This is a genomic window from Morganella psychrotolerans (genome assembly GCF_001676055.1).
GTDB lineage: Bacteria > Pseudomonadota > Gammaproteobacteria > Enterobacterales > Enterobacteriaceae > Morganella > Morganella psychrotolerans_B.
The window spans coordinates 35349-60189 of sequence record NZ_LZEX01000011.1 but is presented as its reverse complement, the minus strand read 5'-3'; the positions used below and the strand labels follow the sequence as shown (position 1 = coordinate 60189).

Genomic DNA, 24841 nt, shown 5'->3' with positions numbered 1-24841 from the left:
GTTCTGACTTTAGATTGGAGTACTTGGTAAATTAATCAAATGTGCTTCGATGAACTCAGAGTAACTCAAATCTCCACGGAGAGAATTTTTAAACATAGGTAAGCGATGCATTAATTGCCAAACCGGTCTGGTCATAACACCGGCAGCATTACTTTGTTTTAAAAATTCGTCACGTTGTTTAGTATCATTACAAATTATAGCATTTAACCAATAGTTAGATTGAGCATAGTCTGGTTCTTTAACAAACTTACAATCCGTACTAGAAAAAAATATTTGATATTTTTCTGCTAATTTTCGTTTCTGCTCTAAAAAAATATCTAATACTTCTATCTGTGCGCACCCTAATGCGGCATTAATATTTGGCATGCGATAATTAAAGCCTGCTTCATCATGATAAAATTCATATGGATGTGGAACTTTAGCGGTAGTAGTTACATGTTTTGTATGCTGACCTGATTGTTCATCCGAGCATAAAATCATGCCACCGCCACCAGTTGTTATAATTTTATTTCCGTTAAAACTAAGTGCACCAAATTTACCAATAGTCCCTGTATGTTTATTTTTATAGAATGAGCCTAAACTTTCTGCAGCATCTTCAACTAACACAAGTTGCCATTTTTGACATATTGAAATTAACTCATCTAATTCTGCGGGGTGTCCAAAAGTATGCATTGGTACAATAGCTTTTATACGTTGTTTTGTTAATTTATGAAAACATCCCTGATCTGTTAGTACCGCATATTCCTGTAGATATTCTTCCGTTGCTTCAGGCGATAATCCAAGACTGACAGGTGAAATATCAACAAAAACTGGTTCGGCACCCATGTGATATAAGGCATTACATGTTGCTACGAATGTCAGGGCTTGAGTAATTACGAGGTCACCATGTCTTACCCCTGCCATATACATAGCAGCATGTAGAGCAGCAGTACCATTTACCGCAGCAACAGCCCGCGGGGTGCTTGTGAATTTTTCTATTTTTCTTTCAAAATCATCAACAAATTTACCGACACTTGAAACAAAGGTGCTATCAATCGTATCAGTGACATATTTCTTTTCATTACCATTGAATGTTGGTACATGTAATGGAATAAAGTCATTACTCTGATAAATATCTCGGATAAATTCTACCAATAACTGAGGTTTCATTTAAAACTCCTTACATTTTGCTATCAAGATATTTACCGGTTTCTTTATGACCAAAGTTTGGAATCATCATGTAAAACAATTCAACAATTTGTTCTTTATTCCATTTTCGATCAGTCTTCATTTTATTTATTTTTTCTTCAAAAAGATTTAAAAGATCTGAGTTATATAAAGGTTCATTTTTTATAACACCTAAATTTTCAAAACGGGACATATCCAATTTTTCGCTATCTGTGAAAAATTCTTCAAAATCTTTTTCACCAGTAGTATCACTTGGTGTAAATAAACATGGCCACATACCTTGTTCAGGTAGTGTGTTTGCCAGGTCGCGAGCTTCATCTTCTGTTTTACAAAAATAAGGAGTATATCCTTGTAATTTAAGGAATCTGACTGCAATCTCCACAAAAGTTATTAAATGCAATGCTTCGTTCAGCTTTGGGAAAAATATATCTCTGTTTTCTCCAAAAATACATGACATCAGACATAATTCACCAGATTCTTGTGGTGTAACGAAATAACGACGAATATCATTTGGTGCAACAATTGGTTGTTTTTTTTTGTAGGCGCTCACCAAAGCTTTGAGGCAGAGATCCATTGGAAAATGCAACATTTGCAAAACGGGCAGTAGAAATAGTCATTTCTTCACTTCTGCGCATCAAAAACATTTCCATAATACGTTTGGATGCTCCCATCATATTAACCGGATTCGCTGCTTTATCAGTCGATACACAAAAATATTTCTTAACACTATGGTCAATTGATTGCTGAATTGTTTTATCGGTATTAAAGATATTTACATCAATCATACGCATTAATGTAAATGGATCTTTTTCACTACGAACATGTTTTAGTGCGGATAAATTCAGGACATAATCATATTGTCCGTCTGATTCAATAAATGCATCATATTCAATAGAACCAATGTCAAGGGTGAAGGTTTGAAAATCACCATTAATATAACCATATGAACTTCGTATATCGCGAACCAATTCAACCATGTTATTTTCACTAATATCAATAACATGTAATTTTTGTGGTTTACGTTTGAATATTTCTTTTACTACAGCCTGACCAATAGAGCCGGCACCACCCAATACAAGAAAACGAGCTTGAGATACTATTTCTGATAGTTTTTCTTCATGTGCGAATATATCTTGGGTAAACAGTTCTCGGCTGCGGCCAATAAGTGAAAGAATATCTGACATTATTTATCCTGATTTATTTTGTGTGTGATTTCATATTTGTAATATATAGCTTATGTTGTTATTTATGCTTTTTAATTTACATTTTGGTATAACTTTAATATAGATTACACTATAAAATCTAATGGTACGAGATCGAGGGGGCAACAATATTGAACCATAGCTACCGCACTGGGTTACGGCTCCCAGAGTGCGCTATTGCGAGTTTATCTTACTGATATCATTGAATAATTTCGTCAGTAAGTGATGTGTTGTTCTGTAACGCACTGATTTACAGATAATTCTCATAAATGGTGTGGATTGAATCATCAGCAACATTTATATTTGCCGCAAAGGCTAGTCTTATTAGGCGTTCAGGTCAAGCATGATAGCACTCGTTCTTCTTTCATTAAACGCACGTTATCCGGTTTAAAGTAATAATATTTTTCATTAATATTGCTTTTTTTGTGATAGGAGATGAAAAAACGTTATTTTTATTTAAGACTATGGATTATTGCTTTTTCTAATCGGTACATGAGCATTCATAGTGGAAACGTTTTTATTGAATATTTACAGGATATTGTTACTCAGGAAAGCATCACCGGAACCGCTGTTCCGGTGATGCTGTTTTTTATTCAACCTTTTCTGATTGCTCTCAGCGTGGATGCAGTGGCAGCCAGATCTCCAGCCGCAGACCGCCGAGCGGGCTGTCATTGGCTATTACTTTGCCGTTGTGCTGGCTGATGGCGGTGCTGACTATCGCCAGTCCCAGTCCGGTTCCGCCGGATTCGCGGTCGCGGGCTTCGTCGGTGCGGTAGAATGGACGGAAGATATGTTCGCGATCTTCCGGGCTGACGCCCGGACCATCGTCATCCACCACAATGGTTATTCCCTGAGTATCCGCACTGAATGCGACCTGAATGCGCTGATTGGAGTAACGCAGTGCATTGCGGACGATATTTTCAAAAGCGCTGCCGAGTGCGGAAGGATTACAGTAAATGGTCCATGGCCCCGGCGGTGAGGTTATCTCCAGCGTTTTATGGCGTTGTTCTGCCTCAAACTTCGCATTATCGAGAATATCATCCCATAACTCATTGGCTTTAATGTTCTGGCGCAGCAGCTCGTTTTTGTGCTGACTGCGGGAGAGCACCAGCAAATCGTTTATCATGCCGTCCAGGCGCTGTGTTTCGGTTTCAATGCGCTGAAGCTCTTTGTTCTCACCGTGCCGGCGGCGCAGTAATGCGGTCGCGAGTTGCAGGCGGGTGAGCGGGGTGCGCAGCTCATGGGAAATATCGGATATCAGCCGTTGCTGTGCATTCACCATGCGTTCCAGCGCACTTATCATCTGGTTAAAGCTGTTGCCGGCAGCAAGAAATTCCTGCGGGCCGGATTCCAGTTCCGGATGCTGGCGCAGATTGCCTTTGGCAACATCATCTGCGGCGTTTTTCAGTTTACGTGCCGGTTTTGCCAGGCTCCAGGCGAGCCAGAGCAGTAATGGCGAGCTGATAAGCATGGTGGCGGCGAGTAACAGGAACGGGCGATCAATCAGGAAATTGATAAAATCAGACTGTGCGGTGTTTGCAGGGCGGATAAGGTAGAGCTGATAGCGGTCTTCGCCGTCACGGACTTCAAATGGCCCGAGAAGCTCAATGCGCCCGTAACGTTTCTTTTTCGGGTTGTCAGTGTTGTCTGACTGTCCCATAAAGTTGCGGATAACCTGGGAGTCATTACGGATAGGCCCGATGATGCGCCCCTCTGTGGTGACAATAATCAGGCGTTTGTCCGGCGGGGTCCATTTCACCAGTGCGCGGGTCAGCCGCCGCCACCAGAGCAGGTCATTCGCAGGATCCTGAGCGAGATCGGATTCAATATGCTGTTGCAGCATCATTCCCTGGCGGTACTCTGCCTCCTGAAGAGGCATGAGTTGCCGGGAATCGAGTTTTGGCACCATCAGCACCAGTAATAACACCAGAGCGAGGGTGAACCAGAAAATCGCGAAAATCCGCGCAGTCAGGCTGCTTATCATGTTGCGGATACCATCAGATAGCCGCGTCCGCGTAAGGTTTTAAACCACGGCAGCCCGTCGGTGCGCTCCGGTAGTTTACGGCGCAGGTTTGAGATGTGCATATCAATGGCGCGGTCAAACGGAGTCAGGCGTTTGCCCAGCACTTCCTGGCTGAGGTGTTCACGGCTGACAACCTGTCCCAGATGCTGTGCCAACAGATAAAGCAGAGTGAACTCGGTACCGGTCAGGTCGAGTACTTCATCAGCAAAGCTCGCTTCCTGGCGTCCCGGGTTGAGTTGCAGTTTATCAACCATCACAACAGATGAGTTGCTGCCGGTATCATTTTGTTGCTGTTCACTCCAGTTGGAGCGGCGCAGGATTGCGCGGATACGGGCGACCAGCTCCCGGTCGTTAAACGGTTTCGGCAGATAGTCATCTGCGCCCAGTTCCAACCCCAGAACGCGGTCTAAATCACTGCCGCGTGCCGTCAGCATAATCACCGGTGTCTGGAAATTCTGGCGTAACTCTTTCAGGGTTTCGATACCGTTTTTACGCGGCATCATAATATCGAGCAATAACAGATCTATGGAATCATCAATAAGGGTCAGAGCCTGCTCGCCGTCATGTGCAATGACAACGTTGAACCCTTCCATATCGAGTAACTCTTTTAACAGCGACGTTAATTCGCGGTCATCATCAACAAGCAGTATCTTATTCATTATTTACGTCCTCCACGAGCAAAATACGACAACAAACGTTTCTATTCCATGACTTTACGTTCTTTTACATGCTCTGACGCATGTTTGCAGCCGGGTGCGTATAGTTAATTCCAACGAGTCAGGTGACACAGGCTCAGAAGTTTAAGGAGTCGATATGGGTAAGATAGCAACAATCACTTTAGCGTCAATCTTTGTGATGCATACTGCGCCGGTTTTTGCGCAGAATACAGAAAGTGATAGCCGGGAAAACGCCGCCCAGTGTCACAGTCAGTATAAAGGTATAACGACATCAGGGGGAGATGGTTATACCTCTATGTTGACCGGCATCCGGTTAACGGAAGAACAACGGATGCAGTTGCGGGATTTGATGGAAAATTACCGCGACCAGTTACACAACGTTCGTAATCTTGCTGAAGATGATATCGCGCTTTATGAACTGGTGAAAGCCACACAGTTTGATGAGGCAGCAGTCAGGTCACAACTGGAAAAAGAGATGCGTAAGCGGTTGGATTATCAGGTTGAGATGATTCGGGTTCATCATCAGATGTACCAGTTACTCAACCCGGAGCAGAAATTGCAGCTTGATGCGACATTTGAGCCGGAAGGTATTCATGCTCAATCAGTACCCCCTGCCGTTACATCAGCGCAGAATACCGCGCAATGAATTTGTCGGAATGAATTTGTCAGAGTAGTGAAGTGTAGTGAGTCGTAGAGCAGTTAAGTAGCACCCAAGAAGTTTTTCCTTGCCATAGACACCATCCCTGTCTTTTGCGCCCCTCGATGAGGGGCTTTTTTTTTTGTCTGAATAAATCCAATAAAATCAATTTTATATGTTTTTTGGGCGGTGGTGGCTCGTATGTAATGTACCGAATGCGGACGGAGTGTGGACACTTTAACCGTTCGTTGAACCCCGAAATATTGCATTTTGGGGTTATTGGAGTTATTATGATTGTTATCAGAACACAACAGGTTACAATACCTCACCCCAAAAAAGATTTACCGGTTGGTACGGTAAAAAGTATCAGAAAACAAGCGGGAATTTAATCTGCTTTATCCGGGAGGCTCAATTATGTTTTATCCTATTGCTATTGAAGCTGGTGACGATAAGCACGCTTATGGTGTGATCATTCCTGATTTACCTGGTTGCTTCTCCGCAGGTGATACCCTGGACGAAGCTATCATTAATGCTAAAGACGCGATTACGGGTCACATCGAATTATTGGTTGAACTGGGTCAGGATATTCCTGCTGTTTCCATGGTCGAAATTCTGGCAAAGAATCCGGATTTTGCCGGTTATACCTGGGCTTTGGTTGATGTGGATTTAACCCGTTTGCTCGGAGGCTCTGAAAAAATTAATGTTACTTTGCCTAAATCGCTGATTGACCGGATTGACCGTTGTGTCGCCACTCATCCGGAGTTTAAAAGTCGTTCCGGCTTTTTGGCACAAGCCGCGCTTGAGCGTATAACGATAACGCGTTAATACATTACATGAAATAAAACTCTGCAAAGGCAGGGTTTTATTTCAAACAATACATAACCGCCTGCGAACTCAATTATCCCCTTATTTACACCGCACCATTTGTGAAATAAATGTTGTAATAACGCTAATTGTTTTTTGTTTTTCGGGTATCCTTAACGGATTATCGGAGTGACGTGTTTATCTGCTTTCCGGTGTCTCAAAATGACAAAAAAATACGCAAAAGCAGGTGCATCCGATAATGTCTTATTTTACTATAAGATTAGGTGAATCAATTCAGCTTTGTGTTATCACACGATACTATGATAATGAATTCCCGAAGCCCTGCCGGGGTGCGTGGTACTATGCCGGTGAGGTTTTTCAGATTAGCAACTATTGCATCTACAATCAGAGGTCATCATGAGCAAGAAGATCAAACGAATCGGTGTGCTGACAAGTGGTGGCGATGCGCCGGGTATGAATGCCGCTATCCGGGGTGTTGTCCGCGCCGCACTGTCAGAAGAGCTGGAAGTTATCGGTATTTATGACGGCTATCTCGGGCTGTATGAAAACCGGATGAAAAAGCTCGACCGTTTCAGTGTCTCTGATGTTATCAACCGTGGCGGAACATTTCTGGGTTCGGCGCGTTTTCCCGAATTTCGTGATGACAAAGTCCGCGAAACAGCCATTGAAAATATGCGCAAAAATGGTATCGATGCATTAGTCGTCATCGGCGGGGATGGTTCTTACCTCGGCGCTAAAAAACTGACAGAAGCTGGTTTTCCGTGCATCGGGCTGCCAGGTACTATTGATAATGACGTAGCGGGAACGGATTACACCATCGGCTATTTCACCGCACTGGAAACGGTTGTGGAAGCAATCGACCGCCTGCGTGATACCTCAACGTCCCACAAACGTATTTCTATTGTGGAAGTGATGGGACGCTATTGCGGTGACCTGACTCTTTCAGCTGCAATCGCCGGGGGGTGTGAATTTATTGTTCTGCCGTCGAATGAAGTGGAATACAGCCGCGATGAGCTGATCGCTGAAATTAAAGCGGGGATTGATAAAGGCAAGCGCCATGCGATTGTGGCAATCACCGAACACGTAACCGATGTGTATGAACTGGCCCGCCAGATTGAGGCAGAAACACATCACGAAACCCGCGCCACAGTTCTGGGGCATATCCAGCGCGGTGGTTCACCGGTCGCGTATGACAGAATTCTGGCGTCCCGTATGGGCGCATACTCTATTCAGTTGCTGCTGGAAGGTTACGGCGGGCGCTGTGTGGGTATTCAGAATGAGAAAATGGTTCATCACGATATTATTGATGCGGTGATGAATATGAAGCGGGTGTTCAAGAAAGATTGGTATGAGACTGCCAAGAAACTCTACTAAAATCCTCGTCATCCTTCAGCCTGTGGCTGTGTTGGCTGCGCTCAGCTAACCGGGTCACATACTTATGTATGCTCCCCGGCTATCCTCACTTTGCCGCCTTGCCACAAACTGAATGATTTAGAGGATTACTCTGATTAGAGGATTGTCCTGATAATTCTTCAGCCTGTGGCCGTGTTGGCTGCGCTCAGCTAACTGGGTCACATACTGATGTATGCTCCCCGGCTATCCTCACTTTGCCGCCTTGCCACAGACTGAATGATTTAGAGGATTACTCTGATAACAGGCTAAATAAAGAGCGGCACTGATCTTTTTCAGGTGAAATGGTTCGGAGTGATTTAGAGGATTGAGTGGCAACAGGCACAAAAAAAGCGGCGATTTCGCCGCTTTTTGCTTTCCGGAAGCCGGAAATTATCTTGCAGCTTTTGCTGCCGCTGCTGCTTTGACGATGACAGCAAAGGCATCGGCTTTCAGGGATGCGCCGCCGACTAATGCGCCGTCAATATCCGGTTGGGTGAACAGCTCTGCGGCGTTCTTGTCATTGACAGAACCGCCGTACTGGATAATAACCTGCTCTGCCACTTTCGCATCTTTCTTCGCGATGTGGCTGCGGATAAATTTATGTACCGCTTGTGCCTGTGCCGGAGTGGCTGATTTGCCGGTTCCGATAGCCCAGATTGGCTCATACGCAATAACCGCACCCATAAAGGCTTCTGCACCCTGAGTATTCAGTACCGCGTCAATCTGGCGTGCGCAGACTTCTTCTGTTTTGCCGGCTTCGTTTTCTGCATCAGACTCACCGATACACAGAACCGGGGTCAGACCCAGTTTTTTCAGAACAGCGAATTTCTCTGCGACTAACTCATCACTTTCACCGTGGTAAGTACGGCGCTCTGAGTGACCGACAATAACGTAATGTGCGCCGATATCTTTCAGCATCTCAGGGGATGTTTCGCCGGTGAATGCGCCGGAGAGATTCAGACCCGTGTCCTGTGCGCCGAGCACAATGGTGGATCCTGCCAGGACGTGTTTTGCCTGAGAGAGATAAAGAGCAGGTGGCGCGATCGCAATATCACATCCGGTGATACCGCAGACTTCCTTACGCAGAGCTGTTATCAGCTCATAAACCATTTTACTGCTGCCGTTCAGCTTCCAGTTACCCATAACTAAGGGATGTCGCATTGTATTTCCTCCAACAGGGATGAGTTTAATGACGTGAGCTTCATTACCATTGTCCGCGCAGAGCGGCGAACAGGCAAACAGGGGGACAGTATAGTAAAACCAGCGCGAAATAGCTTTGCTTTTCCGTCGTGGTTTACTGTCCGGCTTTACTATTAGATAGTGAAAGCTTAATCGGTTCAATAGCGAAAGTTACTCCCTTTTCACTATCAACTACCAGAAGATAGCGCAATGCGCCGAATTGCGAGGCATAGGTACCCGGCTGAAAGTCTGTTGCCAGCGCCCGGCTCAGTGCGGTATCAATATTATTATTGTTAAGTGTGGGTTCGAACTGAATAATCAAGGCCTTAATATAGGCGAGCATCCGCGTGCGGTTTGCTTTGCTTTGTGAGCTGTCAGCAGCAGGAAGCAGGGTCAGCTGCAGGCTCTTGATTTTTTCGCTGTCGCGTTCCAGTACCGCAGAGGAATAGATATACGGGCTTATCCGGGTGGCGGCGCGCAGATAGCTGGCGGTAATGTCGTTTGATGCCACGACTTTGTATTCGCGCAATGGCAGCGCCGGGTTGTTGCGGTTAAACTGTTCGCGCATTACGGGGATAGTTGTGTCGAATGTCGGCGCATCCGGTTGCAGCCAGAGCGTTTCCGGCGCACAGGGGATAGGAAGCAGTACAGTATCGACCGCAAAACCCGGTATACTGAACAGCAGTAAACTTCCCGGTATAAGGGCGGTCAGCGCGAGTTTTTTTGCGGCTTTCATAGCTTACTCCCGGTTGTCCGTCAGCGATATATACCCAACGTCATTCAGGATGCAGCCAACGAACCTGCAGGTTGAATGAATAAGGGCATAACCAGTGTACACGATTAGGAAAGAGAAATGACACTACAACAATGGGCATTTTCGTTTCACGGGCGGATCAGCCGCAAAGCATTTTGGGCGGGGATCGGACTGTGCGGTGCAGTGCTGTTTCTCCTGATGTCAGCACAGGGGCTGTTTCAGTTGCCTGTTGAAATTATTATGGTGCCGGTGGTGATTGTCCTGTATCCCGCGGCCGCCATTTTTACCAAACGTCTGCATGATCGCAATAAGCGCGGCGGCTGGTCATTATTGCTGCTGGTGGCATGGGGGCTGACCACGCCGGACTGGAGCATTGCCGGTGATTTTATGCAGTGGGCGCTGGGGCGTTTTCTGCCGGTCTTTATTGTGATGATGATGGTACTGGACTGCGGCGTGTTTAAAAGTGTGGATGAAGGCAACCGGTTCGGAGAAGAGACTGATTCGGTTGATAAAATCGATAACCGCTGATGTTATCTGTACGATGAATACTGATAGCGCCATCCGTGGCGCTTATGCATGATCTGGTTACCAGTATTGCTCGCTGGTAATATGCCCCGGCTTACGGCGCAGGTGTTTGCGCATTCCCCGCTCTGTTTTCAGCAGGTTTTGGGTATCTTTTACCATCTCCGGGTTACCGCACAGCATGACGTGGCTGTTTTCAGCCGTTAACGGCAGACCTGCCGCGGCTTCCAGCGCTCCGGAGGTAATCAGTGCCGGTACGCGCCCGTGCAGTGATCCTTCTGTCATTTCACGGCTGACAACCGTCACAATGCGCAGCTTGTCGCTGCCGGTTTTTTGTTGTAATTGCTGCATCAGCGGCAGATAACTCAGGTCGGCGGCATAACGCACGGCATGAACCAGTACAATATGGCGGAAGCGTTCCAAATCCTGACCGTATTGCAGAATAGATAAAAAAGGTCCGATAGCGGTACCGGTGGAGAGCATCCAGAGGGTGTCGCAGTCCGGCACTTCATCCAATACAAAAAAACCGGCAGCTTCATCAGTGATCAGAAGCTCATCCCCGGGTTGTAATGCAGCGAGGCGCGGGCTGAGTTTGCCGTCCCCGACACTGACCAGGTAAAATTCAAGGTCATCATTATCCGGCGCATTAACATAAGAATAGGCGCGCTGAATACGCTCGCCGTCAATTTCCAGACCCAGTTTGGCGAATTGTCCGGCAGTAAACGGGCGGATAGGTGCTTTAACGTGCAGGCTGAATAAAGTATCTGTCTGGTTGGTGATGCGGGTGACACGTCCTGTGATCCAGTTTGACATCCGTAACCTCCGTCAATTAACAGGTAAGTAGTATGCAAACCAGTGTAATAAGGCAACGGGGAAAAATGTATCGATTAAATGTGTTAGCTGATCCTATCGCATGAATACGATAAGGCAGAGCAAACTGTACAGCTAAGTTGCCGGAAACAGCAGAAAACAGGGCTGTTCCTGTCAAAAATAAATGTGTGAACTACCTCCCAAAATTTTTTAATTTTGCTATTTTATACAGCATCGTAAATATGAAGAATCTCAGCATCGCAATTATGGATGTTGTTCCTGTGTTGTTCCTGTGTTGTACCTGTGTTGTACCGGTATTAGCACCGGTATTGCACCGTCCCGGTGACAATTTAAAGACTGATAATAAAATGAGAAAACTGGAAAACTTTCATCTGCTGGTCATGCTGATTGCGTTGATTGCTGTCGGACAAATGACGCAGACTGTGTATGTGCCTGTGATAACGGATATTGCACTCGATTTCGGCGAGCCTGCGGGCGCCGTACAAAGTGTGATGGCGGCGTATTTGTTCACTTATGGTGCGTCACAGCTTATCTACGGGCCGATTTCCGACAAAGTCGGACGCCGGCCGGTGATCCTGACCGGGCTGGTTATCTATATTATCGCCACCACAGCCGCCCTTTTTTCACCGAACCTGACCATGCTGGTGGTCGCCAGCGGCTTACAAGGGCTGGGAACCGGGGTCGCCGGGGTGATGGCGCGCACCATGCCGCGTGATTTATATACCGGGATTTCATTGCGTTATGCCAACAGCCTGCTGAATATGGGGATTCTGGTCAGCCCGCTGATAGCCCCGATGCTCGGCGGTGCGCTTGCCGCATTCTTCGGCTGGCGTGCCTGTTATGCTTTCCTGCTGGTTCTGGGTCTGGCGGTGGGTTACAACATGTGGCACAAACTGCCGGAAACCCGTCCGGCAATGAAAGAAAAACCGAAAATGTGGGCGTCATTCCGCCTGTTACTGACTAACCGGACATTTGTTCCGTATCTGGTGATGTTAATTTGTGGTCTGGCGGGTGTTGCGGTGTTTGAAGCCTCCAGCGGCGTGCTGATGCGCGATGGTCTGGGGCTCGGCAGCATGGCGGTGAGTGTCCTGTTTATTTTGCCGATACCGGCGGCATTTTTTGGTGCCTGGTTTGCCGGGCGGGACAGTAAATCATTCAGTTTTCTGGTCTGGTGTGCGGTGATTTGCTGCCTGAGTGCCGGGGTGCTGATGTGGATCCCGGGGCTGCTGGGTATCATGAATGTCTGGACATTACTTATTCCGGCATCGGTATTCTTTTTTGGTGCCGGGATGTTGTTTCCGCTGGCAACCACCGCGGCAATGGAGCCATTCCCGTATCTGGCGGGAGCGGCGGGCGCGCTGGTGGGCGGCCTGCAAAATGTGGGGTCCGGTGTTATTACCTGGATTTCATCCCTGATGCCGCAGGGCGGGCAATCAAGTGTCGGGCTGCTGATGGTGATTACCGGGGTGGTCATGGTGCTGTGCTGGGCGCGGTGGCTCACCGGATGCAGCGTCAGGAACCAATGGCATCCTGATTATTGTTAAGCAGTGAAAAGCATAACGGGCACTATCATCAGTGCCCGTTATATTTTACGGCGGAAAAACTATTTTTATGGCTGAGACGCTATTGCTGTTTTTGCAAAAACTGCACGCCTTTATCCGGGAAGTCGGTAAATAGTCCTTCTGCACCGGCTTTGTTATAAATCACATCAAATAACTGATCGACGTTTTCCGCATACGGCGGCAGGGCATCAGCGCGGACAGTAAACGGGTGAATAGCCAGGTGGCTGTTGTGAGCATCCTGTGCCATCGGTGTCAGTGTGATATGACCGGCTTTGGAATCTTTATTGATAAGCATGTGATAATCAGGTCCGATTCCGTCCGCATACGCGGCGATTTTGCTCATTGCACCCGGCGCCATCATCCAGTCATAATTATAATTTACCCACTTACCGTCAGCGTTCTGCTCAAACGTTTCCTGCCAGTCCGTGTAGGCAATAAGCTGCACCAGTTTCAGATCCATTCCCATCTCCGGCAGCAGTTCCTGTTTAATCCGTTTCAGCTCATTCGGATCAAAACATTGCAGGTAAACCGGGGAATCTTTGGTTTGATAACCATAGTCTTTCAGCACTGACAGCACTTTACGGGTGATATCTTTACCTTCCTGACGATGGAACCACGGCGCTTTGATTTCAGGATAGATGCCGATATTTTTCCCGGTTGAATGATTCAGACCCTGAATAAACTCCAGCTCTTCCTGAAAAGAGTGAATACGAAAATCTGATTTTCCCATCGGGAAACGACCGGGGTAGTTTTGCACTTGTTTACCGTCTTTGATATCAAACCCTTCAGTGAATTTCAGGGATTTGATCTCCGCGAGGGTGAAATCGATAGCATAATAACGACCATCCGCCCGTGCTCTGTCCGGGAATCGCTGAGCCACATCGGTCACGCGATCCAGATAATGATCATGTAAAACGACCAGCTCGTCGTCTTTGGTCATCACCAGATCCTGCTCCAGATAATCCGCACCCTGAGCATAAGCCAGCGCTTTGGCAGGCAGTGTATGCTCCGGCAGATAACCGCTGGCACCCCGGTGAGCAATCACAATTTTACTGTCAGCCGCAAAAGCGGCGGTGCTGCAAAATACAGCGCCCGCAAGGGCGCTGATAAGACAAAACTGACGGGACAAATTCATAACGGTGTTCTCCTTAACAAGATGTATACCCAACGGATCCGTTATTATGCCTTTGCGTTGATGGCGTCTTCATGATGTTTTTTCTCACCGCGCATGACAACGAACAGTAAGACCACGGCGAGTACACTGCCGCCAATCATCACACCAAAACCACCATCCCAGCCGAAATAGTCGACAGTGAAGCCAACAATGGTACTGGCTGCGACGGAACCACCCAGGTAACCAAACAGACCGGTAAAGCCGGCGGCTGTCCCTGCTGCTTTTTTCGGTGCGAGTTCAAGCGCATGTAAGCCGATAAGCATAACCGGTCCGTAAATCAGGAAGCCGATGGTTATCATGCACGCGATATCAATGGATGGATTTCCCGGCGGGTTCAGCCAGAACACCACAGTGGCGATTGTCACCAGGGCCATAAAGAACATCCCGGTTGCACCACGGTTACCTTTGAAGACTTTATCTGACATCCAGCCGCAAAGCAGTGTCCCCGGGATCCCCGCCCATTCATACAGGAAATAAGCGACAGAATAGCCTTTGATATCAAAATGTTTAACTTCCTGTAAGTAGGTCGGTGACCAGTCGAGCACACCATAACGCAGGAGGTAAACAAACACGTTGGCGATAGCGATATACCACAATAATTTGTTCGGCAGAATATATTGCATGAAGATCTGTTTTGCGGTCAGCTCTTCTTCACTTTTTGCTGTGTAATCATCGGGATAATCATTTTTATATTCTTCAATCGGCGGCAGGCCACAGGACTGAGGTGTATCACGCATTAACGCGAACGCAAACAGCGCAACCAGGATGGCGGCGAAAGCCGGCATATAGAATGCGGATTTCCAATCACCAAACCAATACATTCCCAGCAGCATCAGCATTGGCGGCAAACCGCCACCGACGTTATGCGCGCAGTTCCAGACGGAGACAATACCGCCGCGCTCTTTCTGGGACCACCAGTGAACCATGGTGCGCCCGCACGGCGGCCAACCCATTCCCTGGAACCATCCGCAGATAAATAACAGCATAAACATCACCCAGATACTGGATGTTGCCCACGGCACAAACCCCATAATCAGCATAATGGCTGAAGCGAGAATAAGCCCGGTCGCGAGGAAATAGCGGGGGTTTGCGCGATCAGAAAAAGAACCCATAATAAATTTGGATATCCCGTAAGCGATTGAAATCGCAGACAGTGCTGTTCCCAGCTCACCCTTCGTAAATCCTTGTTCAATCAGGTTTGGCATCGCCAGCGCGAAGTTTTTCCGCACCAGATAATAGGCGGCGTAGCCAAAAAATATCCCTATAAAGATCTGCCAGCGCAAGCGGCGGTATGTCGGATCAATACGATCAGCACTGAGCCGCTTAATATGTGGCGCAGGTTTAAACAGGCTTAGCATGTGCGTCTCCTTCGCTAAGATTTTTATTAGTTTGTTATAACGGGATATCCCTGCATGGTGACCGGTTTTTCCGTTACTGATTTTCCTTTGCGGGCGAATAATATTCGTTTTTGTTCGTTATTACTGTGAATCATGGCACACAGTGTTACATATTGATTACACATAGTGATTTTTTGTGATCAATGATCGGTATTTATAGGTTTAATCTGTTTTTGTTGGCCTGATCGGGCTCTGGCGGGGTTTTGTTCTGTTGGTGATTATTTATTTCGCGCATTATTTATTTTGAACATTATTTGTTTCATTCATTATTTAGTAAATAAAAAAACCGCCGGTATAAACCGGCGGCAGAGTAAAGCGTAAAAAAATAATAAAGTGCAGAATTAACTGTGATCTTCCCAGTCCTGTGCGCGGACAACCGCTTTTTTCCAGCCACTGTAGCGGACATTCCGCTCAGTGGTTTCGATGCCGGGACGGAATACTTTTTCAATGGTGGATTTGGCTTTAATCTCTTCCAGATCCTGCCAGAAACCGACGGCTAACCCGGCAAGCAGGGCTGCACCCAGCGCCGTACTTTCACGGATAAGCGGGCGCTCAACAGGGGTGCCCAGAATGTCGGACTGGAACTGCATCAGGAAATTATTTGCGACAGCGCCGCCATCCACACGCAGCGCTTTCAGGCGGGTACCGGCATCTGCCTGCATCGCTTCCAGTACATCACGGGTCTGATACGCAATGGATTCCAGGGTCGCGCGGATCAGGTGATTACTGTTCACACCCCGTGTCAGGCCGAAAATCGCACCACGGGCATACGGATCCCAGTACGGCGCACCCAGCCCGGTAAATGCAGGGACAACATACACGCCGTTACTGTCTTTGACTTTAGTTGCAAAGTATTCGGAGTCAGTGGCATCTGCGATAATTTTAAGCTCATCACGCAGCCACTGAATGGATGCGCCGGCCACGAATACCGCACCTTCCAGCGCATAATTCACCTCACCGCGCGGGCCGCAGGCGATTGTTGTCAGCAGACCATGCTCAGACCGGACCGCTTCTGTGCCTGTGTTCATCAGCAGGAAGCAGCCGGTGCCGTAGGTATTTTTTGCCATGCCGGACTGCACACACATCTGGCCGAACAGCGCGGCCTGCTGGTCACCGGCCATACCGGAGATAGGAATACGTGTACCGCCTTTCCCGCCGATATTGGTTTTGCCGTAAATTTCAGATGAAGCTTTGACTTCCGGAAGCATAGTCCGCGGGATGCCGAACAGATCCAGGATAGTCTGATCCCACTCCAGAGTGCGGATATTATAGAGCATGGTACGTGAGGCGTTTGTGTGGTCAGTGACATGCACGCGCCCCTGCGTCATACGCCAGACCAGCCAGGTATCAACAGTACCGAACAGCAGTTCACCTTTTTCGGCTTTTTCGCGTGCGCCTTCGACATTATCGAGGATCCACTTTACTTTAGTGCCTGAGAAATAGGGGTCGATTACCAGTCCGGTATTTTTCCGGATATATTCGACCATCTCCTCATCCTGCTTCAGATGAGTACAGTAATCCGAGGTACGGCGGCATTGCCATACAATAGCGTTGTAAACCGGTTTGCCGGTCTCTTTTTCCCAGACAATGGTGGTTTCACGTTGGTTGGTGATACCGATAGTCGCGATTTCATCTGTGTGAACATCGGTTTTCGCCAGTACTTCTGTTAATACAGAGCTTTGTGTCGCCCAAATCTCCATCGGGTCATGCTCTACCCAGCCCGGTTTCGGGTAGATTTGAGTAAACTCACGTTGAGCTATTTCGATAATATTAGCGTCACGATCAAAAAGTACCGCCCGTGAACTGGTGGTTCCCTGATCCAGTGCGACGACATACTTTTTTTTCACGGGTGATTGTTTCTGTTGTCATATTAAAACCTATTTTATTTTTGAGTGAACAAACACGCGGTAATGTACCGTACGCGATTATTTTTCATCCTTGATTTCACACACTTCACAAGGCAGGTGGCGGCCGATCAGTTTGCGGTAACCAAACGCGCCGAGTAATCCGCCGACAACCGGAGCCAGCATAGGGACAAGGAAATACGGAATATCCCGCCCGCCGGTGAAGGCAATATCTCCCCAGCCGCCCAGGTAAGCCATCACTTTAGGACCAAAGTCACGTGCCGGGTTCAGGGCAAAGCCGGTCAGTGGTCCGAATGAACCGCCGATAACGGCAATCAGCAGACCAATCAGCAGCGGCGCAAGAGGACCGCGCGGTACACCGTTGCCGTCATCTGTCAGCGCGAGGATAAGGCAGACAAGGATAGCGGCGATCACCACTTCAATAAAGAAAGCCTGGCCGACACTGACAGGTGCTGCCGGATAGGTTGAGAATACCCCGGCGGTGAAGAGGCTTTCCTGTGTGCCACGGACAATATGATGTACCTGGTCATAATCAAGGAAGACATTGTAATACATGGCATAGACCAGTGCGGCGGCGGCAAATCCGCCGAGGAACTGCGCCACAATATAGGGCAGAACTTTGCGGCGCTCAAAGCAGGCAAACAGCCAGAGTGCCAGAGTAACGGCCGGGTTCAGGTGCGCTCCGGAGATACCGGCAGTCAGATAGACGGCAAGCGCGACACCCAGCCCCCAGATAATACTTACTTCCCATAATCCCAGTTGTGCTCCTGCAATGCGGGCAGCTGCCACGCAGCCTAAACCAAAGAATACCAGTAATGCGGTGCCCAAAAATTCGGAGAGACATTGTCCGAAGAGGGTAGGAGATTTCATTAGACTCATAGTATCAATCCTGATAATGCAGAGAAGGTGAAATAAGTGTGAATTATTAACAAATCATGTTCTTCGTGTATAAGACATATGTCTTAGTGTGAATTTATCGTTAATGAGCGGAAACGAGAAATAACGAAATCAAAATCTGCGTGTCTCGTCAACAAATTGAGCGATTTCGCTTATTATGTAACAAACAGACAACAAAAATCTGTGATAACAGCCGGATTTTATTCTGCGGAAGAATCAGGAATACACGGGATGTGACTGGACACATTGATAACACCTACTTACAATCAGTGCATCGCTTACATGGAGGACGCAAGATGTCATTTGAAGTATTTGAAAAGCTGGAAGCAAAAGTCCAGCAGGCAATCGACACCATCACATTGTTACAGATGGAAATCGACGAATTAAAAGAAACAAACACCAACCTGAACCGGGAAGTGCAGAATGCAACGGGCCAGCACGAAACGCTGGTACGTGAGAATGAGCAGCTGAAGCAGGAACTGAATGGCTGGCAGGAGCGTCTGCGGGCGTTGTTGGGTCGTATGGACGATGTCCAATAATTACGCGTCATCCTTCGCTCTGTAGCTGCGTTGGCTTTGTTCGGCTACCCCGGTCACATACTGATGTATGCTCCCGGGGATATCTTCACTTCGCCGCCTTGGTACAAAACGAATGATCTAGCGCAGTGTTTGGAAATGATTCAGGCGTGTTCTGAAAATTGATATCAGCTGCGTCAGAAATGCAAAAGGGCGGAATATCCGCCCTTTTTGATGTTTGTGTTCCGCAAATGTTAATTAATTTGCGGTAAGCTCATCTTCACCGTCTTCATCATCGCTTTCTTCATCATCTTCCGGCGAGTCCAGCGGGACGTCAGATAAGATAATCCCGGTGTTATCTGCATACAGATAATCGCCGGAGAAGAATGTCACGCCACCGAAATTGACGCGGATATCACTCTCACCGATGCCTTCAGTGACACATCCGGCAGGGATCGCGGCCATTGCCTGGATACCGATATCCAGTTCAGACAGGTCATCAACCTGGCGGACAGCACCATAGAGCACAATTCCTTCCCATCCGTTCTGTGCTGCGAGAAAAGCCAGCTCTGCATCAATCAATGCGCGACGGACAGAACCGCCTCCGTCGATAAGCAGGATGCGTCCTTCTCCGTTTTCTTCCAGGAGATCAAAGAGCAGTCCGTTATCTTCGAAACATTTAACGGTGGTAATTTGTCCCCCGAATGATGAACATCCCCCGAAGTTGGAAAACAGGGGTTCAACGACATTCACATTTTCCTGGTAAATGTCACAAAGCTCGGAGGTGTCGAAGGTATCATTTTTCATAGGATTTTATGTCTGGTTGCTGCCGGATAGGATCAGTATAGCCCCTTCCTGCTGCTGTTTGCAAAATCAACAGCGGGCCGCTTCCCGATCTGAATCAAGGAAGCGGCATATTTAGGCGTATTCTGTGTTTACAGACGCGACCACACCAGCCCGGCTGAGAATAATATATTCACCAGCAGTGCGGCTTTGACCATTTGCTCCAGTAACGGGCGCATGCCGACGGCACTCATATCACTCAGCACCCGTCTGATATGCATAAACAGAACCGGTGCAGAGAGCAGGAACAGCCAGCTGTGCCAGCCATGCATATACAGCAGTGTGAAGAGGATAAGACAGAGAAATGCACTAATAATCAGTGCAGTATGGTAATAGCGCGAGTTAAGCGGTCCCAGGCGGACAGCCAGGGTATTTTTACCGGCAATAATATCATTTTCGATATCACGCATATTATTAATATTCAGTACGGCAACGGATAACAGACCGCAGGCGGTTGCCGGCAGGATAGTCAGTGAACTGAAATGACCCGCCTGAAGGTAATAAGCACCGATGACACTCAGCCAGCCGAAGAAGATAAGTACTGAAATATCGCCCAGACCCAGATAGCCGTAGGGTTTTTTCCCGACGGTATAGGTGATTGCGGCGATAATCGCCGCCACACCCAGCCCCAGAAAACCGACAATATCTTCCGGTTTTTCACAGGCGACAATAATCAGCGCCAGTCCGGAAAGACAGGCGAGGGTGACGGTCAGGATCAGCGCTTTTTTCATCTGTGCGGCGGTGATAACGCCTTTTTGCATACCCCGCAGCGGTCCGAGGCGGGCTTCGGTATCACTGCCTTTTATCGCATCACCGTAATCATTGGCCAGATTCGAGAGAATTTGCAGAATACCGGTGGTGACAAGTGCCAGCAGTGCGACCGGAAATTTAAAATGACCGGTCCAGTATGCCAGCGCAGAGCCGGTAATAATGGCAATTACCCCGAGAGGTAATGTTTTGGGCCGCAGGCTTTCTAACCAGGCTTGAGTACGACTGACCGCAGGTGGGGGGGAGGCTGACATTGACGCTCACTTACTTTTTTCAGAATTTGATAATAACGACAAAAAATAACGGGAGATATACCCTAATGACGTTGGGTATAAATATCCCCCGTTATTGTCTTTTATTTCAGACCACCGGCGGGGCGGTCTGAATGACATTGAGTCTAATTATTATCGAATTACAGAATAAAGCGACTTAAATCTTCATCTGCAACCAGCTGATCCAGGTGATCTTTCACATATTCTGCATTGATCTCAATGGATTGCCCCTGTATTTCACTGGCATTGTAGGAAATATCTTCTATTAATCGTTCCAGCACCGTATGCAAACGACGGGCGCCGATATTTTCGGTGGTTTCATTCACCTGCCATGCAGACTCCGCAATTTTACGGATACCATCCGGTGTAAAGGAGATATTCACGCCTTCTGTTGCCATCAGGGCTTTGTACTGAACCGTCAGCGAGGCATTCGGTTCGGTCAGGATACGCTCAAAATCTTCTGTGGTTAATGCCTGTAACTCCACACGGATCGGCAGACGGCCCTGTAACTCAGGGATAAGGTCTGACGGGCTGGAGATCTGGAATGCACCGGAGGCAATAAACAGAATGTGATCGGTTCTTACCATGCCGTGCTTGGTGGAGACAGTACAACCTTCAACCAGCGGCAGCAGGTCGCGCTGAACACCTTCACGGGACACATCCGGACCGGAGGACTGACCGCCGCGCTTACAGATTTTATCGATTTCATCGACAAACACGATCCCGTGCTGTTCGACGGCTTCAATTGCCTGCTCTTTCAGCTCTTCCGGATTGACCAGTTTTGCGGCTTCTTCTTCGATAAGCAATTTGAAGGCTTCTTTGATCTTCATTTTGCGTGGTTTTTGTTTCTGACCGGCCAGGTTCTGGAACATGGATTGTAACTGATTCGTCATCTCTTCCATGCCGGGAGGTGCCATAATTTCAACACCCATTGAAGTGGCAGAGACTTCAATTTCAATCTCTTTGTCATCCAGCTGACCTTCACGCAGTTTCTTGCGGAATGCCTGACGGGCAGTTGATGGCTCCGCCGGGCTGTCGGTCTGGCCCCAGTTATTTTTTGCCGGCGGAATAAGCACATCCAGAATACGCTCTTCGGCCATTTCTTCGGCGCGGTAGCGGTTTTTCTCAATGGATTGCATACGCACCATTTTGATGGCGGAATCAGTCAGGTCACGGATAATGGAATCGACTTCCTTACCTACATAACCGACTTCAGTAAATTTAGTGGCTTCCACTTTAATAAACGGTGCATTCGCCAGTTTTGCCAGACGACGGGCAATTTCAGTTTTACCGACACCGGTCGGGCCTATCATCAGAATATTTTTCGGTGTTACTTCATGGCGCAGCTCGGCATCAAGCTGCATACGGCGCCAGCGGTTACGCAGTGCGATAGCAACGGCGCGTTTAGCTTTATCCTGCCCGATAATATGGTTATCAAGCTCACTGACGATTTCGCGTGGAGTCATTTCGGACATAAAATCGATCCTTATGATTTTGAAGATAATTCTTCAAAATTCTGATTATGGTTGGTGTAGATACAGATATCACCGGCGATAGTGAGAGCGCGCTCTGCGATTTCGCGGGCGCTCAAATCGGTGGTTTCCAGCATGGCGCGGGCAGCAGCCTGGGCGTACGGGCCGCCGGAACCAATAGCAATCAGATCATTTTCAGGCTGGATAACATCGCCCTGACCGGTGATGATCAGCGATGCTGTTTCATCTGCCACGGCCAGCAGCGCTTCTAATTTGCGCAGCATGCGGTCTGTCCGCCAGTCTTTTGCCAGCTCAACGGCCGCTTTTGTCAGGTGTCCCTGATGCATTTCAAGCTTGCGTTCAAATAGTTCAAAGAGTGTAAAGGCGTCTGCGGTGCCCCCGGCGAAACCGGCAATAACTTTGTCGTGATAGAGGCGGCGGACTTTACGGACATTACCTTTCATGACGGTATTACCCATTGTCGCCTGCCCATCACCACCAATTACGACCTGGCCATTACGGCGAACACTTACGATTGTTGTCATGAATCAGCCCCTGGTTGTGCTAAAAAAAGATGAGAAGACACCACCGGGCTCTGCCCGGAAGTGTTGAATTAACTTTAGATATGGGGGAGGGTTGAAGGTTTTCAACCCCCGGCGGAGCGAAGAATACAATTTGTTACACCGGCATCAGAAGCGCGGTTTTTGACAGATTGAGCAGCAGACTTATCATACGGCCCGAGCATTACCCGATACCAGCCCCCGCCTTGTGAGACCCGACTTTCAAGCCCTGAAAATGCAAGACTGGCGCGGACACTCTCCGCCTGCTCTGTTTCCCGGAATGACCCGCACTGGATTAACCAGCGTTCAGCTTCCGCTTTCGGTTTTTCCTGTACCGGCTGCGGTTTTGGTTTTTCTGCGACCGGCGGTGCGGTACGCGCAGTCTCTGTCTGCATCCGCAGCGGCTGATTCGGCTCAGTGATAATTACCCTGGAGCGCGGAACTTCGCCATTTGCAGGTACACCCTGTAGCTGAACCGGCGCCTGCTGCATATCGGATTGCATCTGCTCCAGTAACTGGCGCTGTTCCTGCGTCAGCTTAGCGCCGGGGTCTATCTGATTTACCGGCGGCTGTGTGCTGTTGTAATACTGCTCCGGAACGCCCGCTTCACGGTTTTCCAGCTCTTTAATATAGCGCCAGCGCTCTTCCGGAATCGGCGGAAGCCCGTTATTTGTGCTTTGCTGATGTGCCGCAGGCAATGCACCAGCCGCATCGGACGGATTTTTTTTGTTATGGACCAGATAAAAAAGACCGCCGACAAACAAGATAACCAGTGCCGCAGCAATAACTAACGTCGTAAAAGGCAGACCTTTAGCCTGACCTTTTTTCCGTGATTTACTTTTTTTACGCGGTGCTGAGCGACCACGTCCCACATAATCTCGTTGTGCCACTATTTCAATTCGCTAAATGAGTCGACTAAGGAAACGTAAGAAAACATATAATTCAGCGTTACATGTTACTGAATATGGCGGTTTTTGCCTAGCTTTTAGGCGTACAAGCACTTTCTCTGATGATTAAATCAGAATCCAGAAGCCGTGATCCCTTAGCAACGGTGCGCCCCTGCAACTGTTCCAGCAGCAATAAAAAAGATTGTCGGCCTATCTCATAGCGGGGTTGTGCAATGGTTGTCAGGGTCGGCGAGCAATATTGTGCCGCCGGTAAATCATCGAAACCCACCACAGAAAGATCCCGCGGGAGTGTCAGCCCCTGTTTTCTGGCAGCCCAGAGAACACCAATTGCCATAATATCATTGTGACAAAAAATAGCGGTGGGCGGTTCCGGCAGCGCCAGCAGTTGTGCGGCACAGGCGGCACCACTTTCGTGTGTAAAATCCCCGCGGACCAGGTATTCTTTGCGCACCGGCATTCCCATCCGGCGCATTGCCTGAATATACCCCTCGATACGGTACTGGCAGAGCGGTAAATCTTCAGGACCGGAAATACAGGCTATCCGCCCGTGTCCCAGTTGCTGCAAATAGTGAGTGGCATTAAACGCCGCCGTCAGGTTATCAATATTGACGGTCGGCAGTTCCAGTTCCGGTGCAAATTCATTTGCCATCACCATCGGCGGAAGATGGCGCTGTTCATCATGACGGTCAAACGGCACATTGGAGCCGAGTAACACCATGCCGTCTATCTGCTTGGTGACGATCAGGTTAAGGAATGTGTGTTCCGGTTTGTGCTGATAACGGCAGTCGCCAATCAGTACCAGATACCCGTGCTGCGCGGCAATTTCTTCAATTCCGACAATAATATCAGTAAAAAACGGGTCGCCGATATCCGGCACGATAACCAGAATGGTGCGGGAATCATTGCGCTTTAATCCCCGGGAGAGATTATTCGGATAGTAACCGACTTCCAGAACGGCATTTTCAACTTTCTGCCGGGTTTGCACCGACACTTTTTCCGGGTTCATCAGCGTCCGTGAAACTGTCGCGGTTGAGACGCCGGCAGCGTTAGCGACATCTTTCATGGTCGCGCCGGTATCATTGCGGCGTTCATCCATCGTTAGTTCCTTTATTTACCCTGTAAGTGAATTATCTGTGCGGTTTTTGTGATCGTTTTAATCCGCTGTTTCTGTCACATGCCTGTGAAAAACCGCCTGAGCTTCATAAGTAAAACGCAGGCGGCTTATTAATTGTTCTATACCCTTATTCATTCAAACTGCAGGTGCGTTGGCTACGTTCAGTTAGCCGGGTCACATACTGATGTATGCTCCCCGTCTATCTTCCCTTGCCGCCTTCCTGCATCTTGAATGACGTTGGGTATATATTCAGCGTTATTCTAAACCCTTTGTAAAACTAATCCG

Annotated in this window: 23 protein-coding genes and 2 pseudogenes; 7 read left to right on the top strand and 18 right to left on the bottom strand. The window is 48.1% G+C overall.

The features are described 5' to 3' along the window. Positions 1–9: 9 nt before the first annotated feature. From AYY17_RS08460 to cpxR, 5 genes are all read right to left on the bottom strand, one after another. Positions 10–1149, bottom strand: a complete 1140-nt coding sequence (locus AYY17_RS08460) for a LegC family aminotransferase (RefSeq protein WP_067422950.1) — start codon at positions 1147–1149, stop codon at positions 10–12. 10 nt (positions 1150–1159) lie between these two features. Next, positions 1160–1717, bottom strand: a complete 558-nt coding sequence (locus AYY17_RS22215; RefSeq protein ID WP_235845330.1) for a Rossmann-fold NAD(P)-binding domain-containing protein — start codon at positions 1715–1717, stop codon at positions 1160–1162. Next, on the bottom strand, positions 1674–2351 hold the full coding sequence (locus AYY17_RS22210; protein ID WP_235845329.1) for a polysaccharide biosynthesis protein: 678 nt from the start codon (positions 2349–2351) through the stop codon (positions 1674–1676). The genes AYY17_RS22215 and AYY17_RS22210 overlap by 44 nt, the downstream gene beginning before the upstream one ends. 631 nt (positions 2352–2982) lie before the next feature. Continuing rightward, complete coding sequence (gene cpxA / locus AYY17_RS08450) at positions 2983–4353, bottom strand: envelope stress sensor histidine kinase CpxA (RefSeq protein WP_067422948.1); 1371 nt, start codon at positions 4351–4353, stop codon at positions 2983–2985. Next, a complete protein-coding gene (gene cpxR, locus AYY17_RS08445; RefSeq protein ID WP_067422943.1) occupies positions 4350–5051 on the bottom strand; it encodes an envelope stress response regulator transcription factor CpxR in 702 nt (233 codons plus the stop codon). Before cpxR ends, cpxA begins: the two co-directional genes overlap by 4 nt. Before the next feature lie 154 nt (positions 5052–5205). On the opposite strand from cpxR, the gene AYY17_RS08440 reads away from it, so the two are divergent. From AYY17_RS08440 to pfkA, 4 genes and pseudogenes are all read left to right on the top strand, one after another. After that, complete coding sequence (locus AYY17_RS08440) at positions 5206–5715, top strand: Spy/CpxP family protein refolding chaperone (protein ID WP_067422941.1); 510 nt, start codon at positions 5206–5208, stop codon at positions 5713–5715. Positions 5716–6020: 305 nt separating this feature from the next. Further along, a pseudogene (locus tag AYY17_RS21530) lies at positions 6021–6095 on the top strand (type II toxin-antitoxin system HicA family toxin); the annotation flags it as partial. A gap of 25 nt (positions 6096–6120) precedes the next feature. Further along, the gene (locus AYY17_RS08435) at positions 6121–6531 is read left to right on the top strand and encodes a type II toxin-antitoxin system HicB family antitoxin (protein WP_067422939.1); all 411 of its coding nucleotides are present in this window, start codon (positions 6121–6123) and stop codon (positions 6529–6531) included. Positions 6532–6927: 396 nt separating this feature from the next. Further along, a complete protein-coding gene (gene pfkA, locus AYY17_RS08430; RefSeq protein ID WP_067400951.1) occupies positions 6928–7905 on the top strand; it encodes a 6-phosphofructokinase in 978 nt (325 codons plus the stop codon). A 408-nt stretch (positions 7906–8313) separates the two neighbouring features. Here pfkA and tpiA read toward each other — a convergent pair whose 3' ends face one another. Both tpiA and AYY17_RS08420 read right to left on the bottom strand, forming a co-directional pair. Next, positions 8314–9084, bottom strand: coding sequence for a triose-phosphate isomerase (tpiA, locus tag AYY17_RS08425; RefSeq protein ID WP_082981337.1), 771 nt, complete (start codon positions 9082–9084; stop codon positions 8314–8316). Between the two features lie 133 nt (positions 9085–9217). After that, positions 9218–9838, bottom strand: coding sequence for a DUF1454 family protein (locus tag AYY17_RS08420; protein WP_067422936.1), 621 nt, complete (start codon positions 9836–9838; stop codon positions 9218–9220). Positions 9839–9955: 117 nt separating this feature from the next. Here AYY17_RS08420 and AYY17_RS08415 point away from each other — a divergent pair, with 117 nt between their 5' ends. Then, entirely contained in the window at positions 9956–10384 is a 429-nt protein-coding gene (locus AYY17_RS08415) for a DUF805 domain-containing protein (RefSeq protein ID WP_067400941.1), read from the top strand. Positions 10385–10441: 57 nt separating this feature from the next. Here the strand turns inward: AYY17_RS08415 and fpr are convergent, their stop codons facing one another. Further along, entirely contained in the window at positions 10442–11191 is a 750-nt protein-coding gene (gene fpr / locus AYY17_RS08410) for a ferredoxin--NADP(+) reductase (RefSeq protein WP_067422934.1), read from the bottom strand. Positions 11192–11556: 365 nt separating this feature from the next. Here fpr and emrD point away from each other — a divergent pair. Then, a pseudogene (emrD, locus tag AYY17_RS08405) lies at positions 11557–12743 on the top strand (multidrug efflux MFS transporter EmrD). 89 nt (positions 12744–12832) lie between these two features. On the opposite strand, the gene glpQ reads toward emrD, so the two are convergent. The 4 genes from glpQ to AYY17_RS08385 form a co-directional block, all read right to left on the bottom strand. Further along, a complete protein-coding gene (glpQ, locus tag AYY17_RS08400) occupies positions 12833–13906 on the bottom strand; it encodes a glycerophosphodiester phosphodiesterase (protein WP_067422932.1) in 1074 nt (357 codons plus the stop codon). A gap of 44 nt (positions 13907–13950) precedes the next feature. Next, entirely contained in the window at positions 13951–15303 is a 1353-nt protein-coding gene (gene glpT / locus AYY17_RS08395; protein WP_067422930.1) for a glycerol-3-phosphate transporter, read from the bottom strand. 380 nt (positions 15304–15683) lie between these two features. Further along, a complete protein-coding gene (gene glpK, locus AYY17_RS08390; RefSeq protein WP_067422928.1) occupies positions 15684–17189 on the bottom strand; it encodes a glycerol kinase GlpK in 1506 nt (501 codons plus the stop codon). A 78-nt stretch (positions 17190–17267) separates the two neighbouring features. Further along, the gene (locus AYY17_RS08385; RefSeq protein WP_067422926.1) at positions 17268–18086 is read right to left on the bottom strand and encodes an MIP/aquaporin family protein; all 819 of its coding nucleotides are present in this window, start codon (positions 18084–18086) and stop codon (positions 17268–17270) included. A gap of 314 nt (positions 18087–18400) precedes the next feature. On the opposite strand from AYY17_RS08385, the gene zapB reads away from it, so the two are divergent. After that, positions 18401–18643, top strand: coding sequence for a cell division protein ZapB (gene zapB / locus AYY17_RS08380; RefSeq protein WP_067369231.1), 243 nt, complete (start codon positions 18401–18403; stop codon positions 18641–18643). 234 nt (positions 18644–18877) lie between these two features. Here the strand turns inward: zapB and rraA are convergent, their stop codons facing one another. The 6 genes from rraA to cytR form a co-directional block, all read right to left on the bottom strand. Continuing rightward, complete coding sequence (rraA, locus tag AYY17_RS08375; RefSeq protein WP_067422924.1) at positions 18878–19426, bottom strand: ribonuclease E activity regulator RraA; 549 nt, start codon at positions 19424–19426, stop codon at positions 18878–18880. Between the two features lie 128 nt (positions 19427–19554). After that, entirely contained in the window at positions 19555–20484 is a 930-nt protein-coding gene (locus AYY17_RS08370) for a 1,4-dihydroxy-2-naphthoate polyprenyltransferase (RefSeq protein WP_067422922.1), read from the bottom strand. Between the two features lie 158 nt (positions 20485–20642). Then, positions 20643–21977: an HslU--HslV peptidase ATPase subunit gene (gene hslU, locus AYY17_RS08365; RefSeq protein WP_067400928.1), complete on the bottom strand. Its 1335-nt coding sequence runs from the start codon at positions 21975–21977 to the stop codon at positions 20643–20645. Positions 21978–21988: 11 nt separating this feature from the next. Then, entirely contained in the window at positions 21989–22519 is a 531-nt protein-coding gene (gene hslV, locus AYY17_RS08360; RefSeq protein ID WP_067369243.1) for an ATP-dependent protease subunit HslV, read from the bottom strand. Positions 22520–22620: 101 nt separating this feature from the next. After that, positions 22621–23424, bottom strand: a complete 804-nt coding sequence (ftsN, locus tag AYY17_RS08355) for a cell division protein FtsN (protein WP_067422920.1) — start codon at positions 23422–23424, stop codon at positions 22621–22623. Between the two features lie 88 nt (positions 23425–23512). Then, positions 23513–24538: a DNA-binding transcriptional regulator CytR gene (gene cytR / locus AYY17_RS08350; protein WP_067422918.1), complete on the bottom strand. Its 1026-nt coding sequence runs from the start codon at positions 24536–24538 to the stop codon at positions 23513–23515. Between the last annotated feature and the right edge of the window lie 303 nt (positions 24539–24841).